The 15099-nt window shown below is 68.8% G+C and carries 13 protein-coding genes and 1 tRNA gene; 10 read left to right on the top strand and 4 right to left on the bottom strand.

The window, feature by feature from the left end; all coding sequences use genetic code 11:
• Window positions 1–7: 7 nt before the first annotated feature.
• Window positions 8–883 carry a hypothetical protein gene (locus ACX9MO_RS19015; protein ID WP_462212982.1) on the top strand — a complete coding sequence of 292 codons (876 nt, stop codon included), beginning with the start codon at window positions 8–10 and terminating at the stop codon, window positions 881–883.
• Between the two features lie 132 nt (window positions 884–1015).
• Complete coding sequence (locus tag ACX9MO_RS19010; protein WP_462212981.1) at window positions 1016–2233, top strand: M20/M25/M40 family metallo-hydrolase; 1218 nt, start codon at window positions 1016–1018, stop codon at window positions 2231–2233.
• A gap of 139 nt (window positions 2234–2372) precedes the next feature.
• Here ACX9MO_RS19010 and ACX9MO_RS19005 read toward each other — a convergent pair whose 3' ends face one another.
• Window positions 2373–3119, bottom strand: coding sequence for an SDR family oxidoreductase (locus tag ACX9MO_RS19005; protein WP_462212980.1), 747 nt, complete (start codon window positions 3117–3119; stop codon window positions 2373–2375).
• Between the two features lie 286 nt (window positions 3120–3405).
• Here ACX9MO_RS19005 and argE point away from each other — a divergent pair, with 286 nt between their 5' ends.
• The 3 genes from argE to ACX9MO_RS18990 all read left to right on the top strand — a co-directional run bounded on the left by argE (window position 3406) and on the right by ACX9MO_RS18990 (window position 6902).
• A complete protein-coding gene (gene argE, locus ACX9MO_RS19000; protein ID WP_462212979.1) occupies window positions 3406–4509 on the top strand; it encodes an acetylornithine deacetylase in 1104 nt (367 codons plus the stop codon).
• Window positions 4510–4693: 184 nt separating this feature from the next.
• Complete coding sequence (locus ACX9MO_RS18995; RefSeq protein ID WP_462212978.1) at window positions 4694–5740, top strand: tartrate dehydrogenase; 1047 nt, start codon at window positions 4694–4696, stop codon at window positions 5738–5740.
• A 328-nt stretch (window positions 5741–6068) separates the two neighbouring features.
• Window positions 6069–6902: an aldo/keto reductase gene (locus tag ACX9MO_RS18990; protein ID WP_462212977.1), complete on the top strand. Its 834-nt coding sequence runs from the start codon at window positions 6069–6071 to the stop codon at window positions 6900–6902.
• A gap of 27 nt (window positions 6903–6929) precedes the next feature.
• On the opposite strand, the gene ACX9MO_RS18985 is transcribed toward ACX9MO_RS18990, so the two are convergent.
• Window positions 6930–8348, bottom strand: coding sequence for an MFS transporter (locus ACX9MO_RS18985; RefSeq protein WP_462212976.1), 1419 nt, complete (start codon window positions 8346–8348; stop codon window positions 6930–6932).
• Window positions 8349–8666: 318 nt separating this feature from the next.
• Here ACX9MO_RS18985 and ACX9MO_RS18980 point away from each other — a divergent pair, with 318 nt between their 5' ends.
• A complete protein-coding gene (locus ACX9MO_RS18980; protein WP_222490122.1) occupies window positions 8667–9779 on the top strand; it encodes a Ppx/GppA phosphatase family protein in 1113 nt (370 codons plus the stop codon).
• Between the two features lie 278 nt (window positions 9780–10057).
• Window positions 10058–10846: an RlmE family RNA methyltransferase gene (locus ACX9MO_RS18975; protein WP_462212975.1), complete on the top strand. Its 789-nt coding sequence runs from the start codon at window positions 10058–10060 to the stop codon at window positions 10844–10846.
• Between the two features lie 13 nt (window positions 10847–10859).
• Here the strand turns inward: ACX9MO_RS18975 and ACX9MO_RS18970 are convergent, their stop codons facing one another.
• A complete protein-coding gene (locus tag ACX9MO_RS18970; RefSeq protein ID WP_462212974.1) occupies window positions 10860–11234 on the bottom strand; it encodes a hypothetical protein in 375 nt (124 codons plus the stop codon).
• Window positions 11235–11378: 144 nt separating this feature from the next.
• On the opposite strand from ACX9MO_RS18970, the gene ACX9MO_RS18965 reads away from it, so the two are divergent.
• Window positions 11379–12764, top strand: a complete 1386-nt coding sequence (locus ACX9MO_RS18965; RefSeq protein ID WP_462212973.1) for a methyl-accepting chemotaxis protein — start codon at window positions 11379–11381, stop codon at window positions 12762–12764.
• A gap of 214 nt (window positions 12765–12978) precedes the next feature.
• Here ACX9MO_RS18965 and ACX9MO_RS18960 read toward each other — a convergent pair.
• Window positions 12979–13068: transfer RNA gene (locus tag ACX9MO_RS18960), tRNA-Ser, on the bottom strand.
• Window positions 13069–13234: 166 nt separating this feature from the next.
• Between ACX9MO_RS18960 and ACX9MO_RS18955 the strand changes: the two genes are divergently transcribed.
• Both ACX9MO_RS18955 and ACX9MO_RS18950 read left to right on the top strand, forming a co-directional pair.
• A complete protein-coding gene (locus ACX9MO_RS18955) occupies window positions 13235–14092 on the top strand; it encodes a DUF2059 domain-containing protein (protein ID WP_222490118.1) in 858 nt (285 codons plus the stop codon).
• Window positions 14092–14958, top strand: coding sequence for a DUF2059 domain-containing protein (locus ACX9MO_RS18950; RefSeq protein ID WP_222490117.1), 867 nt, complete (start codon window positions 14092–14094; stop codon window positions 14956–14958). The genes ACX9MO_RS18955 and ACX9MO_RS18950 overlap by 1 nt, the downstream gene beginning before the upstream one ends.
• Window positions 14959–15099: the final 141 nt, after the last annotated feature.

Genomic DNA, 15099 nt, shown 5'->3' with positions numbered 1-15099 from the left:
GGCTCGAATGACCCTGAACACCCTGCTCGCCCAAAAGGGGCGGAGCGCCATCGCCTATGACTTCACCGGACAGCCGGGCAAGTCGATCGTCCTCAACTGCTACGTCTCCGAGGGCTATGCCCCCGGCAAGCCCGTCGTTTTCGTTCAGCATGGCATGATGCGCAACGGCGACGATTACCGCGACTTCTGGATCCGCGCTGCGGACCAGCACGGCCTGCTGATCGTCGCGCCGACCTTCCCGAACGCCGATTTCCCCGAGTCGGAAGGCTACAACAACGGCGTCGTGCTGGACGCCGAAGGTCAGGTGACGCCGAAGGACAGCTGGATCTACAGCGTGCCGGGCTGCGTCGCCGAGGAGCTGGTCTCGCTCGGTCTCGCCACCGCGGGTGCGCTGCACATCTACGGCCATTCCGCCGGTGGCCAGTTCCTGCACCGGATGGTGTCGCTGGTGGGCAAGGGGCCCTTCACCTCGGTCATCGCGGCCAACGCGGGCTGGTACTCGCTGCCGACGCTGGAGGCCGACTTCCCCGCAGGCCTTGGCGGGATCGGCATCGACGAGGACGGGCTGAAGGCGCTTCTCGCCTCCGACCTGTGGATCATGGCCGGGGTCGAGGACGCGGCGGCCACCGCCGACAACCTGCCCACCAATCCCGAGGCGATCGCCCAGGGGCCGGGCCGCTTTGCCCGGGCGCAGAACTACATGGCCAAGGGCCGTGCCGCGGCCGAGGCGCTCGGCTGCGCGTTCAACTGGCAGTACACCGAGGTGCCCGGCGTGGCCCATGACGGCTGTGCCATGTCGCAGGCCGCCGCCGGCATGTGGTTCGAGGGCGGTCTGCCCTCCGCCGAGGTGCTCGGCGCCGGGTCGAACACCGTCAACGCCTGATCCGGCGGTCCGGCGCGCGCGCCTGATCCCCGCGCCGGACCCTTGTACGCGCCGGATATCCCGCGCGGATATCCCCTGACAGATGCCGCCGCCCGCCCCCGGGCGGCGGCCTTGCCCCAAAGGGAAGAGCCCATGACCTACGATGTCGCCGCCATCACCGCCTCCGATGCCTTCAAGACCGCCCAGACCACCCTGCGCGACCAGCACGATCTCTTCGTTTCCGAGATCATCGAGCTGACCGAGATCCCCGCGCCGCCCTTCATGGAAGAGCGCCGTTCGCTGGCCTACGAGCAGAAGTTCCTCGCCCTCGGGCTCGAGGAGGTGCACCGCGACGAGATCGGCAACGTGCTCGGCATTCGCCGCGGGCGGGGCAACGGGCAGATGATCTGCGTGGCGGCCCACCTCGACACCGTCTTCCCGGAGGGCACCGATTGCACCGTGCGCTGCGAGGGGACCAAGCTCTTCGCGCCGGGTGTCGGCGATGACACCCGGGGGCTGGCCGCCGTGCTGGCCTTCATCCGCGCCCTCGATGCGGCCGGGATCGAGACCGAGCAGGACCTGCTCTTCGTCGGCAACGTGGGCGAGGAGGGCAAGGGTGACCTGCGCGGGATGCGGCACCTCTTCACCAAGGGCAAGTATCGCGACCAGATCGCGGGCTTCTTCACCGTGGACGGTCTGCGGCTGGAGGAGGTCACCACCACCGCCATCGGCTCCTACCGCTACCGCGTCGCCTTCGACGGGCCCGGCGGGCATTCGCTGGCGGCCTTCGGCACGGTGAACCCGGCCTATGCCCTTGGCACGCTGCTGACCGGCATGGCCGGATGGGAAGTGCCGGAGAGCCCGCGCACCAGCTACTGCGCCTCGGTCGTGGGCGGCGGCACCTCCGTCAACGCGATCCCCGAGCAGATCTGGATCGAGGTCGACCTGCGTTCCGAGAGCCAGTCGGAGCTGGACCGGCTCGACGGGCTGTTCCACGGGCTGATCGCCGAGGCCACGGCGGCGGAGAATGCCCGCGCCAGCACTGAACACGGCGAGATCGTCGCGCGGATCGAGCGGATCGGCAACCGTCCGGCGGGCGCCACGCCCCATGACAGCCGGATCGTGCAGGCTGCCTTTGCCGCGCTGCCGCTCTTCGGCTTCGAGAAGTCCACCGGCTCCAGCTCCACGGATGCGAACATCGCCATGAGCCTCGGCATCCCGGCGATCCGCCTCGGCTCGGGTGGGGACGGCGGGCGGGCGCATTCGCTCGACGAATGGATCGACGTGGAGATCGAGGAGAGCCTGCGCGGCCTCAACGCCGGTCTCGCCACGATCCTCGGCACCGTCGGCGTGGCCTCCGACGCGGCCTGATCGCGAAAGCCGGGGCGCCTCACGGGGCGTCCCGGATCTCGGCCTCGACCGACGCGGCTTGCGAAAACCGCAGGCTCGGGCGGGGTCCAGCGGCGCGCAGGACGCCGCCGGGGCCTGTCGCAGACGCGGTGCGCGACCCTCAGCCGCGCCCGATGAAGGGCATCTTGGTCGCCATCACCGTCACGAACTGCACATTGGTCGAGAGCGGCAGGCCGGCCATGTAGGCCACCGTCTTGCCCACGTCGCCCGCGTCCATCCGCGGCTCGGCCCGGCGGGTGCCGTCCGGTTGCAGCACGCCTTGTGTCATGCGTTCGGTCATCTCGCTGGCGGCATTGCCGATGTCGATCTGGCCGCAGGCGATGTCGTAGGCCCGCCCGTCCAGCGACAGCGAGCGGGTCATCCCGGTGATCGCATGTTTCGTCGCCGTGTAGGGCAGGGACAGCGGACGGGGCACATGGGCGCTGATCGAGCCGTTGTTGATGATCCGCCCGCCCATCGGGTTCTGGCGCTTCATCAGGCCGAAGGCCGCGCGGGCACAGAGGAAGGAGCCGGTGAGGTTGGTGGCGACGATGTCGTTCCAGGTCTCGACCGGCAACTCGTCGATATCCACCGCGGGGCCATTGCGACCCGCGTTGTTGAAGAGAAGGTCGAGCCGGCCAAAGCGCTGCTCGACCTCTGCAAAGAGTGCCTCCACCGCGGCGGCATCGCCCACGTCGGCGGCAAGGCCGAGGTGGCCCTCGCCGGGCAGCTTGGCGGCGGCGGCCTCGACGACCTCGGCCCGGCGTCCGGTGAGGACGAGGGTAAAGCCGATCTCCGCCAGAGCGGTCGCCGCCGCGAAGCCGACGCCGCTGCCTCCGCCCGTCACGAGCGCGATTTTCTGGGTCATGTCACTCCTCCGTGAAATCTGATATATTAGTGCGCCAGGTTGTTTGGAAAGGCAATGGGTAATGGCCGCGCGCGTGATCCGGACAGCGCCGTTTCGCCAAGTCCTTGGGGCACGGGTGACATTTTGCGTAAAGCGATGCGCGGGGGACGGTTGCAGGGCGGGGGCCGCAGGGAGGCTCGCCCTTTCGGGTGGTCCGGACAATCGGCCCTTTAACTCGCGCGTCTACGGCGTATGGTCGGGGCGGGCCGTTCCGACCCCATTCTTCCCTCGACGACAAGGAGGTCCCATGTCCCCCGAAAAAATGCTCGCCCATATCCTGTCCTTCCCGACCGTGGTGGGCCAGCCCAACGGCGATCTGATCGCGGCGCTTAAGGCCTACCTGGAAGAGCACGGCGCCGCCTGCACGGTGATCCCGGGCCCCGAGGGCGACCGGTCGAACCTCTTTGCCACGCTGGGGCCGAAGGACGTGCCGGGCTACATCTTCTCGGGCCACGTGGACGTGGTCCCGGCAGGCGAGCCGGAGTGGCTGGGCGATCCCTTCACCCTGCGCCGCGAGGGCGAGCGGCTGATCGGGCGCGGGGCCTGCGACATGAAGGGCTTCGTGGCCGCCGTCCTTGCCGCCGTGCCGGAGCTGGCGAAGCTTGACCTGAAGCGTCCGGTGCATTTCGCGATCTCCTACGACGAGGAGGCGGGCTGTCGCGGCGTGCCGCACATGATCGCCAGGCTGCCCGAACTCTGCGCCACGCCGCTGGGATGCATCGTGGGGGAGCCGTCGAACATGACGCCGGTCCTGCGCCACAAGGGCAAGGTCACCATGAAGGTCACCGCGCGCGGCGTGCCGGGCCATTCCTCGCGCACCGATCTGGGGCAGAATGCCATCCACATGCTGGTGCCGGCGCTTGCCGCGGCGGCGCAGACGGCGGAGGACCTCAAGTCCGACGCGCAGGACGCCCATTTCGCGCCGCCCTATTCCACCATGCAGGTGGGCACCGTGGGCGGCGGTCAGGCGGTGAACATCATCCCGGACCGGGCCGAGGCGCTGATCGAGGCCCGCGCCATTCCCGGTGTCGATCCGATCGATCTCTTCGCGCCGCTGCAGGCGGCCGCGCCCGACCTGGGGTTCGAGGCAATCTCCTCCTACCCGGCGCTCGCCACCGAGGAGAGCCATCCGCTGGCCGCGCTGCTGGAGGGACTCACCGGCAAGGCGCCCCTGGCGGCGGTCAGCTACGGCACCGAGGCGGGGCTCTTCCAGGCGGCGGGCGTGCCCTCCATCGTCTGCGGCCCCGGCGACATCAGCCGCGCCCACAAGCCCGAGGAATACATCACCGTCGGAGAGTTGGACGCGGCCTACCACCTCGCGCTCGACCTGGGGCACCGGCTGGCCCTGTGACGTTCATCCTTCCGCCGGGCGCGGGCGCGCCTGACCTGCGCAGGGCAATCCGCGGCGCGACGGCGGGCAGGGCGCCCCTCAGGGGCCCGCGCAGGGCGGCGGGGCGTTGACCTTGGCCGCCCTGCCTGAAAGAGACATTGACGACAATCCGCGCGGTCCCTCCCGCGCCCATCAGGAGACCCCCATGAAGACCCATTCCATTGCGCTCATCCCCGGTGACGGCATCGGTGTCGATGTGACAGACGCGACGATGGAGGTGCTGACGGCCGCGGGCGAGGCCCATGGCTTCGCGCTCAAGACCGAGACCTTCCCCTGGTCCTGCGAATACTACGTCGCGACCGGCGCCATGATGCCCGCCGATGGGATCGAGACCCTGCGCGGCTTCGATGCCGTCTACCTCGGGGCGGTGGGCTGGCCCAAGACCGTGCCCGACAGCGTGTCGCTTCACGGGCTGCTGCTGCCGATCCGCAAGGCCTTCACCCAATACGCCAACATCCGCCCGCACCGCCTGCTGAAAGGTGTCGAGGGGCCGCTGAAGGCCGAAGGCTTCGACATCCTGTGCATCCGCGAGAACACCGAGGGCGAATATTCCGGCGCCGGTGGCCGGGTCCACGAGGGCACCGCGAACGAGGTGGCAGTCGAGACCTCGATCTTCACCCGCGCGGGTGTCGAGCGCATCCTGCGCTTCGGCTTCGAACAGGCGATGCAGCGCCGCAAGCACCTGACCTCGGTCACCAAGTCGAACGCGCAGAAATACTCGATGGTGTTCTGGGACGAGGTGACGAAGGAACTGGCCGCCGAATACCCCGAGGTGACCGTCAGCCACATGCATATCGACGCCATGGCGGCCAAGATGGTCATGGCGCCCGAGCAGCTGGACGTTGTCGTGGCCTCGAACCTTTTCGGCGACATCCTGACCGACCTCGGCGCGGCCATCCAGGGCGGGCTGGGCTTTGCCGCTTCCGCCAACATCAACCCCGACCGCACCGCGCCCTCGATGTTCGAGCCGGTGCACGGCTCTGCCCCCGACATCGCGGGCAAGGGGCTGGCGAACCCGATCGCCGCGATCTGGTCCGGCGCGATGATGCTGGAGCATCTGGGTGAGGCCGAGGCCGCGAGCGCCATCCTGACCGCCATCGAGGCGGCCACGGCGACCGGCGTCGGCACCCGCCCGGGCAGCCACTCCACCGACGAGATCACCGCCGCGGTGGTCGCGGCGCTGAAGGGCTGAGGTGAAGGATCGGGGGCCACGCGGCCCCCGGTTTCGTTTCGGGGGGCGAGGCCATGCGCCAGCCCCCGGAAGCAGACATCCCGCGAACCCGCAGCCGTTCCCGGGCAGGCGCCACGGACCGATGCCAAATGACACCGGACAGGCGTCACGGACAGATATCATACCGGTGTCACAGGGTTTTGTCCGCCCGCTGCCGGTTCCGATACGGCCCGTGCGCCCTATATCGTGAAACGGCTCGCGGGCCGGGAGCCCATGAGGCAGCACCGGCCTCGCACATCGGTCGCACCGCAGGGACCGCCGCACCACGCACGCTGAACAGGAGACAGACATGTCCAAGCCCGCCATTCCCGTCATCGAGGCCAATGGCGCCTCCATTCCGCAGATCGGTCTCGGCACCTGGGAATTGCAGGGCGATGTGCTGGCCGGATCGGTCGAGGCCGCCCTTGCCGCCGGATACCGCCATTTCGACACCGCCAAGCGCTACGAGAACGAGGCCGACCTCGGTGCGGCGCTGCGCGCCTCGGACGTGCCCCGGGACGAGATGTTCATCACCACCAAGGTCTGGCGTGACGATCTGGCGGAGGAGACCTTCCTGCGCAGTGCCGAGGCCTCGGTCGAGCGCATCGGCATGGGGCCCGCGGACCTGCTGCTGGTGCACTGGCCCAGTCCTGACCGACCCATGGACGAGGTGATCGGCGCGCTCTGCACCGCGCAGAAGGAAGGGTTCGCCAGGCATATCGGCGTCTCCAACTTCCCGCCGCGCCTGCTGCGCGAGGCGATCTCGCTCGCCGATGCGCCGCTCTCGGCGAACCAGTGCGAATATCACCCGCGCCTCGATCAGACCGAACTGCTGGAGCTATGCCGCCGCGAGGGCATCGCCTTCACCGCCTATGCGCCGATCGGCAGCGGCGGTCTGCTGGATGACCCGGAGTTGGCGGACCTCGCCGCCGAGACCGGCCGGACACCGGCGCAGGTCGTCCTCCGCTGGCATCTGCAACAGGGGGTCGTGGCGATCCCGCGCTCCCGCAACCCCGAGCGGATTGCCCAGAACATCGCGATCATGGATTTCGAGCTGAGCGACGCCCAGATGGCCCGGCTCTCGGCCATGGCGCGCCCCGACGGGCGGCGGTTCGGGAACGACTGGGTCGACTGGGACGCCTGACCGGCGGGAGAGGCGCGGGGCCGCGCGTCAGCCCCGCGCCGCCCGGCGCGGCCGGGCACTGGGACGGGCACTGGGACGGGCACTGGCGCCATCCATCGGGCTCAGCCGGACGAAGACGATCTGCGCCAGCAGGGTCCAGAGCCCGAAGAAGACGAAGGCCCAGACGAAATGCCCCGCGTCCGGCGTCTGCCCGCCGCCGCCCGACAGGATCAGCGTCACCAGTGCCGCCAACCCGACGCCGATCGCCTGTCCAAGGCGTTGCAGCATCGCGCTGACCCCGGTGGCGCGGCTGATGTCCCGCTGACCGAGGTCGGCAAAGGTCAGCACGTTGAGCGCCGTATATTGCAGAGAGCGGAACCAGCCGCCGATGAAGAGCACCGCCATGATGACCACGTGGGGCGTCTGGGGGTCGAAGAAGGCGCAGGCGACGATGCTGGCCGCCGCCAGTACCCCGTTCACCAGCAGCACGCCCCGGAAGCCCGCGTGGCGCAGCACCGCGGGGGCGGCGAACTTGACGCTGAGCGCGCCGATGGCAGAGGCGAAGGTCAGCCCGCCCGAGGTCAGCGCCGACCAGCCGAAGACGGACTGGAAGAGGATCGGCAGCAGGAAGGGCATGGTCGCCTGCGCCGAGCGGAAGATCAGCCCGCCCACGAGCGCGATCCTGTAGGCCGGGATTTCCAGCAGCCGCAGGTCGATGATCGGGGCCGGGGCGCGGCGCGCGTGGCGGGTGTAGAGCGTCAGCAGCACCGCGGCGGCCCCCAGGTAGACCAGCGGCGGCCAGACCTCCCGCGCCGCATGGGCGAGCCGGTCGAGCCCCAGCAGCAGCGCGGCCACGCCGAGCCCGGAGAGCGCGAAGCCGGTCCAGTCGAAGGGCGGCGCGGTCTCCTCGCGGAAATCCGGCAGCTTCCACGCGGCGAGGGCGAAGAGCATCAGGCAGACCGGGATGTAGACCCAGAAGATCGCGGGCCAGCTGGCATAGGTCACGAGGACACCGGCCACCGGCGGGCCCATGACCGTGCCGGTCAGGGCGGGGATCGTCACCCATGTCATCGCCTGCACCAGCTGATCGCGGGAGGTGACCTTGAGCAGCACCAACCGCGCCACGGGCACCAGCATCGCACCGCCCACGCCCTGCAGGGCGCGGAAGCTCACCAGCATCTCGAGGTTGACCGAGAGGGCGCAGCCGATCGTGGCCAGCATGTAGACGGTGAGCGCGGCGAAGAAGACCCGGCGCGCGCCGAAGCGGTCGGCCATCCAGCCGCTCATGGGCATGAAGACGGCGAGGGTCAGGTACTCCGCGGTCACGGCGATGGAGAGGCGCAGCGGCTCGATCCCGAAATCGCGCGCGATCGAGGGCAGGGCGGTGCCCAGTGTGGTCTGGGACAGCGCGTTGATGAACATCGCGGCAGAGACGATGAGGGCGATGGAAATCTGTTCTCGCGTCACGCGGGGACCTGTCTGCGCCGGGGAGCGGATGCCGCGGTTCTCCGCGATTTGCGGGTATTTGTCAAATATGTGCAGGCTTCAGGTAAATTTCACGTGTGCTCTGAAGCACTTGCGCACAGCGCATCACGCCCGGGTTTTCGGGGCTGCCGGGGCGCTCTGGCAGGCGTTCGGGGTGGGCGCTTGGTCGTCCCGGCGGGCCGGGCGGGGGCCTTCGGGACGGGCAGCGGCGGCGGCATCACGGGTTCGGGATGTGTCACCGCTTGCGTGCGGACCCGGGACGGTCTACCTTGGGACCAACACGATATGGAGGGCGCAACCATGGCGCCCAGGCGTCCCAAAAGCGCGGGCGCGTTCCCGAAACCGGTAGAGAGCCCCGCGCCAAACCCGCCCGATCCGGCGGAGCTGTATGCTGCGCTGGACCTGGGGACCAACTCTTGCCGCATGCTGATTGCCCAGCCGAAGGGCTCTCAGTTTCATGTGGTCGACAGCTTCTCGAAATCGGTGCAACTCGGCACCGGTCTTGAGAGTTCTGGACAATTGTCCCGGGCGTCCATGGGGCGCACGGTGCAGGCGCTCCGGGTCTGTCAGCAGAAACTCAAGCGCCACAAGGTGGAGCGCATGCGGCTGGTGGCCACCGAGGCCTGCCGGCGCGCCTGCAACGCGCGCAAGTTCATCAAGAACGTCGAACGGGAAACCGGCCTCAAGCTCGAGATCATCGAGCCCGAGGAGGAGGCCCGCCTCGCGGTGATCTCCTGCGCGCCGCTGGTCTCCACCAAGACCGAGCAGCTGCTGGTGGTGGACATCGGTGGCGGCTCGACCGAGCTTGTCTGGATCGACCTCACCTCCGTGCCGAACCGCGAACGCCCCCGGGCGATCATGCGGCTGCACGCGGGCTTCCATCCGCCGCAGAGCCCGTTCCCGGCGGCCAAGGTGGTGGACTGGATCTCGGTCCCCCTTGGCGTGGCGACACTGCGCGACCAGTTCCGCGACGTACAGGACGACGCCGCGCGCTTCGCGCTGATGTCGTGGTACTTCGAGGAGAGCCTCGCCGAGTTCGCCCCCTACAAGGACGAGCAGACCCGGGAAGGTTTCCAGATCGTCGGCACCTCCGGCACGGTCACCACCGTGGCGGCCAGCCATCTGGGGCTGAAGCGCTATGACCGGACAAAGGTCGACGGGCTGCGCATGACCTCGGACCAGATCGACAAGGTGATCCGCTCCTACCTCGACATGGGCCCCGAAGGCCGCCGCCGCGATCCCCGGATCGGGCAGGACCGGCAGGCGCTGATCATGTCGGGCGCGGCGATCCTGCAGGCGCTGCTGCGGTGCTGGCCCACCGACCGGCTCTCGGTCGCGGACCGGGGCCTGCGCGAGGGACTGCTCTATGCCCAGATGAGCGCCGATGGCGTGCTGGAGGATGGGCCGTTCTGAGTGATCGTAGGGCCGTGGGCACGAGGCTGGGGACCTGTCGGGACCGGCTTGCTGCTGCGGCACCGGGCGTCGAGAGGCCCTGTGGCGGGGGCCGACCCGCGGGAAGGGCCGTGACGGGGCGTCGTCCAACCCGCCGAACGCAGGGCTCGAATGCATTGCGAGGTTTTGACTCTCCCGCAAATGTGGTGTTCTAGGCGGGGTCCGGGTGGGGGCGCTGCCCCCGCGTGCCAAGGCACGCTCCCCCGGAGGTATTTGTGGAAAGATGAAGGGGCGGTCCAGTGGCCAAGAAACCCGGTGGAAGCAAGTCAGGTGCAGGCGGGGCCGGTAAGCCCGGCGGCAAGAAGCCCACGGGCAAGAACACCTCGGGGCGCGGGCAGCGCGACCTGACGGTGCAGGTGAAGACCGCCCGGGGCCGCTCGCTCTCCTCGACCCGCTGGCTGCAGCGGCAGCTGAACGATCCCTACGTGCGCCGCGCGCAGGCCGAGGGCTATCGCGGGCGTGCCGCCTTCAAGATCATGGAGTTGGATGACAAGTTCCGCTTCCTCGTGCCCGGGGCCCGGGTCGTCGATCTGGGCTGTGCGCCGGGCGGCTGGATCCAGGTGGCCGTGCCCCGGATCAACGCGCTTGGCGAGAAGAAGGGCAAGGCCGTCGGCACGATCATCGGCGTCGACCTGCAGGAGGTGGAGCCGATCCCCGGCGCCGAGATCTACCAGCTCGACTTCATGGAGGACGACGCGGATCTGAAGGTGAAGGAGTGGCTTGGCGGCAAGGCCGATGTGGTCATGTCCGACATGGCGGCCTCCTCGTCGGGCCACAAGCAGACCGACCACCTGCGGATCATCGCTTTGTGCGAGACGGCGGCCTATTTCGCCTTCGACGTGCTGGAAGAGGGCGGCACCTTCGTGGCCAAGGTCCTTGCCGGGGGCGCCGAGGGCGAGCTGCAGAAGCTGCTGAAGCGCAAGTTCACCAAGGTGGCGAACGTGAAGCCGCCGGCGTCGCGTTCCGACAGCTCGGAGAAATTCGTGGTCGCCACGGGGTTCCGCGCCGGGGGGCCGGACGCGGAGTGAGTGGGCCGGTCGCCTAGCGGCGGCGGAGCGGGCCGAGCGGCAGCCTGGCCGCCATCCGCCGGTAGAGCGGCGGCACCGGGGGCAGGGGCCGTAGGCTCGCCGCCGAGGCGCGGGCCAGTTCTGACAGCGACGCGCCGGGGATCGGTTGGCCCGCGCTCTGCAGGCGTGCCTGTACAGCGGCCTGACCCGGATCTCGTCCTGGATCCGGTGCCGAATCCTGCCCCATATCCTGTCCTGGATCGGCCGTGGCCCGCAGCGCGGCGGTGGCCAGGTCCGTGTGGCGCAGGTACTCGAACAGGCGCTGATGGCGCAGCGCCTCGGGGGTAGGGCCTGGCTGGCCGCTGAATGGCAGGCGGGGCGGGGTCATGGCGTATCCCTTCACGGTCATCCTAGAGGGCTAGCGGGTTTCCATGGCGGAAAAACAGCGTTCACGGCTCCGAAATTGGGCGATTTCGCGGCCCTTCGCGCGTTTACCGGTCTGAAAGTCCCTGCTGTCAGGATGCCCCCGGGCCCTGACAGGAAGGAGAGACCGGTGAAGATCGAAGAGAAGATCCGCCCCTGGGGGGCGGCGGAACGGGCGACCGGCGAACAGGTGCGCCGGGCCATCGGCGGCCAGCTGCGGGAGGTGCTGCTGAAGGCCTACCGGGTCGTCGATCCGGGGCTTCAGACCCTGCCGGACACGCTCTGGCGCAACGAACAGGCCAAGTTCGATCACATCTCCACCGGCGATTTCTCACCGGCCTATTTCGAACTGCAGCGCGGGCTTGCGCGCAATATCGCGGGACAGGTCGATTTCCCCACCTACCTGATGGGCTACGCCCATTACGCGGGCAACCTGATGTGCGCGCTCTCGCGCGCGGAGGGGCGCGGCGCGCTGTCGGACAGCCTGATCCAGTCGCTGATGACCTCGATCTTCTGCGATGTCGCCGTGGCGATGCACCATTTCTTCGAGGTCGAGGCAGAGGAGGACCGGCGCGGGACCGAGGTCCTCGGCGGGGCGCTCCAGGCCCTTGCGCGCGGCGACCTGACCCATCGCATAGGGGAGGAGGCGCCGAAGAAGATCGCGCGGGCGCGGGAGGATTTCAATTCCGCGACCGACACGCTCCACACCACGCTTTCGGAGATCGTGAGCGCCTCGGCGGAGGTTCAGGGCGCGGCGGAGCATATCGCGGCAGCGGTCGATGCCATGTCGCGACGGACTGAGCAGCAGGCCGCGGCGCTCGGCCATTCGGGATCGGAACTGGAGGGGGTGAGCACGATGCTGACCCAGACCAGCGAGAGCGGGCGCACCGCCGCGGCGGCGGCCAGCGAGGCGCGCGCGATGGTCACCGGCTCGGCGGAGCAGATGGGCGAAACGCGGGCGACCATGGCCGAGATCGCCACCTCGTCGCGCGAGATTCGCCAGATCGTCTCGGTCATCGACACGATCGCGATGCAGACCAACCTGCTGGCCCTGAATGCGGGGGTCGAGGCCGCCCGCGCCGGCGAGGCCGGGCGCGGCTTTGCTGTGGTGGCGACCGAGGTGCGCAGCCTCGCGCAGCGCTCTGCCGAGGCGGCGAAGAACATCCGCACCCTGATGGATGCAAGTGCTGCGCAGGTGGACCGGGGCGAGGCGCTGGTCAACCGGACGAGCGAGGACCTGTCTGTCACGCGCGACAAGGTGCTGGAGATCGACCACCTCCTTGGAGAGATCGCGCGCATGGCCGATCAGCAGGCACAGGGCGTTCGGCGGGTGAACAAGGGCGTGTCGGACACCGGCAACCTGACCCAGCAGAACGCCGCCATGGGAGAGGAAACCTCGGCAGAGGCGGCGACGTTGCGGGACAACGTGCTGCGGCTCAACGCGCTGATCGGTCAGTTCACGCTGACACGGCAGGCCGAGACTGGCCGCGGCAGGCCAAGGGCGGCCGTGGGGTGACAGGGGCCGGAGGCCGGGGCGCAAACCGGCGGGTTCCGGCTGAGGCGCGAAGGCGGTTTTCCGGCCGAAAGCGGTTGCTTCGCGAGGCGAGAGGGTGCTGCAAGACAGAACGCTGCGATGGCGAGGCCGGAAACGCAGCAGGGGCCGCCCGAAGGGCGACCGCTCTGCTTAACGTCTTCGAAAGAAACGCGCTTTCCCTTGCGAGAAGGGAAAGTGGCGGAGAGACAGGGATTCGAACCCTGGGTACCCTTGCGAGTACAACGGTTTTCGAAACCGTCCCGTTCGACCACTCCGGCACCTCTCCGCGGGGGTCGTGGGGGCGATCTACACAGGTCCCATCACGGGCGCAAGAGGTGATTTGCATTGCCGTGACGTAGATTTCGCCTAACGTTGCCCCATGACGCGGTCCGGCACCCCCGAGGGCGCCGTTCCGCCGCGCGCCAATCCGCGACCAAGACAGGAGCCCCCTCATGCGTCCGAATCCCCTTCCGCGCCTTTCCTACAAGGCCTTCGCGCTGTTGCAGATCTGCCTGCTGGCCCTGCCGCTGCTGGCCGCGCTGCCGGCCAAGGCGGCCGATACCGCGCGGGTGCAGGATTTCCTCAAGGTCACCGGATTCGATGTCTCCCTCGAGAGCATCAAGCAATCCGCCGAACAGGCCCCGCGCATGCTCGGCGTCGAGGCGGACGACTTCGGTGCCAGCTGGCAGGTGCTGGTGGACGAGGTCTTTGACGTGCCGCTGATGCAGCAGATGGGGACCGAGATCCTCGTGGCCGCGCTCGACGATGATGCCCTGGCCTATGCGGAGGCCTTCTATGGCTCCGATCTGGGGCAGCGGCTGGTGGAGGCGGAGAACGACTCGCACCTGCGTGGCTCGGACGACAAGTATTCCGAGGGGCAGGCCCTCGTGGAAAGCTATGGCGAGAGCGATCCCGAGCGGATCAAGCTGCTGCAACGCATGATGGAGGCGATCGGTTCGGTCGATACTTCGGTGCGCGCGCTGCAGACGGTCGAACTGCGGTTCATCCTCGCGGCGCAGGCCGCAGGTGTCATCACGCTGCGTATCGACGAGGAGCAACTGCGCGAGGTCCAGCGCCAGAGCGCGCCCGAGATTGCCAAGTCGATCGAGATCTCCTCGCTGGCCTCCTCCGCCGCGACCTACAAGGATTTCACCGACGGCGAACTCGACACCTATGCAGAGGCCTTGGAACATCCGTTGATGCAGCGGGTTTATGAACTGATGAATGCCGTCCAGTTCGAAATCATGGCCAACCGCTTCGAGGCGCTGGCCAAGGAAATGCGGGGCCTCGCCCCCGCGCAGGATCTCTGATGACACCCAGCAAGTTCGTCCTTTCTCTCGGTCTCGCGCTCGCCCCGCTGATGGCGGGTGGCGCGGCCACTGCACAACAACTGCCCGAAACGGCGCAGGCGGCGGCCCCGCTGCCGGGCCCGCAGGAGAGATTGTTCGAACTGACGGGCATGTCAGAGACGCTCGACGTGATGCGGCAGGAGCTTCTGGCCCTGACCGACGATCTGGCCGAGACCCACCTGGACGGGCGTCCGGGGCCGGGCTGGACCGCCGCGGTCGAGGAGATCACGGCGCCCAAGGCGCTGGAGGCCACGCTGCGCCGGGCCTTCGAGGCCGACATCGCGGGCGCCGACCTGGCCCCGATCCTCAACTTCTATGACAGCGCGGTGGGCCGGCAGGTCGTCAAACTCGAGATCGAGGCCCGGCGCTCCTTCCTTGACGCCGCGGTGGAGGATGCCGCCAATCAGGCCGTTGCCGGCGGCACCGCGCTGCCCGAGGGGCAGATGACCCTGATCGACCGCTACATCGAGGTGAATGACCTGGTGGCCTATAACGTGATGGGGGCGATGAACTCGAACTACCAGTTCTACCGGGGCCTCGGCGACGGCGGTGTGTTGGAGCTCTCCGACGACGAGATGCTGGCCGATGTCTGGGAGCGCGAGGAAGACACCACGCAGGAAAGCACGACCTGGCTGCGGGCCTTCCTGTCCACCGCCTATGCGCCGCTGGCGGAAGAGGACCTGCGCACGCTGGTCGAACTGTCCGAGAGCGAACCGGGGCAGCGCCTGAACCGGGCCTTCTTTGCCGGGTTCAACGCGGTCTACGATCAGGTCTACCACGCGCTCGGCCTCGCGGTGGCGAGCGAAGCGGCCTCCGAGGAACTCTGACCAGGCCCGGAGCCGGAGGGCTCGCGCGCGCAGGTGTGGGCTTGGCGCGGTCGGTGTCGGGGTCTATGCGGAGACCCCATGCGCGGCTCGCCGCGGGGCAGGGTGGCCCAGGCCCCGCTATGTCTTGCTGCGGTCGCCCGA

This window comes from Pseudooceanicola profundus (genome assembly GCF_054919315.1).
The sequence above is the reverse complement of the archived record's forward strand: the minus strand, read 5'-3'. Positions and strand labels throughout refer to the sequence as shown.